At 72.4% G+C, this 924-nt stretch carries 1 protein-coding gene; it reads left to right on the top strand.

Translation table 11 applies throughout. The features are described from left to right. Positions 1-3 precede the first annotated feature (3 nt). Entirely contained in the window at positions 4-717 is a 714-nt protein-coding gene (locus tag CR938_RS14300) for an AraC family transcriptional regulator (RefSeq protein WP_162125622.1), read from the top strand. Positions 718-924: the final 207 nt, after the last annotated feature.

Below are 924 nucleotides of genomic sequence, written 5' to 3'. Positions count from 1 at the left end.
CCCGTGAAGCCCAGCCCGCTCGCCGTGGACGCCGCCGACGTCGAGGCGCTGTTCGACTCGATCCCGGACGTGCTGTTCTTCATCAAGGACCGCGAGGGCCGCTACACCCACGTCAACGCCACCATGCTGCGGCGGCTGAACCTGCGCTCGCGGCGGGAGATCATCGGCCGCCGCCCGGCCGAGGTGTACCCGAGCGGGATGGGGGCCAACTACGGCCTGCAGGACCAGCAGGTGCTGGCCGGCGCGGTGATCGACAACCTGCTGGAGCTGCACCTGTTCTCCGACCAGGAGCCGGGCTGGTGCCTGACCTGCAAGCGGCCGCTGCGGGTGGACGGCCGGATCGCCGGGATCATCGGCATCTCCCGCGACCTGTCCAGCCGCGAGGGCGTGGAGGCGGACTACCTGTCCCTGCGCGAGGCGCTGGTGCACATGAACCTGCACTACGCCGAGAACATCCGGGTGGACGACCTGCTGGCCATCACCGGCTTCTCCCGCTCCAAGCTGGAGCGCACCTTCCAGAAGGTGTTCCAGTTGACCCCGCTGCAGCTGCTGGCGCGGATCCGGATCCAGGCGGCCATGCACCGCCTGCACGGGCCGGAGAGCATCGCCTCCATCGCCCAGGCCTGCGGCTTCTCCGACCAGAGCGCCTTCACCCGGCGCTTCGTGGCCACGGTCGGCATGACCCCCAGCAAGTACCGGCAGCTGCGCCACGGCTGAACCGCGCCCGCCCGGGCGCCGGGCTTGTGCCGTCCTCCGCGGCGGAAGCGCCGGAATCCGACAAGCCGTGAACCGGCGCCGTGCCCATCATGCGCGGCTGTGGCGCGCCCGCGCCTTCCCTCCGCCGGTCCGGCACGCGCCCCGTGGGCGCGGCGCCGGGCCGCCCCTCCCGAGCCGTGCCCATGAACACCACGCCCGCCCCACGCC

This window comes from Pseudoxanthomonas taiwanensis, from assembly GCF_010093135.1.
Classification (GTDB): Bacteria; Pseudomonadota; Gammaproteobacteria; order Xanthomonadales; family Xanthomonadaceae; genus Pseudoxanthomonas; species Pseudoxanthomonas taiwanensis.
The sequence above is the reverse complement of the archived record's forward strand: the minus strand, read 5'-3'. Positions and strand labels throughout refer to the sequence as shown.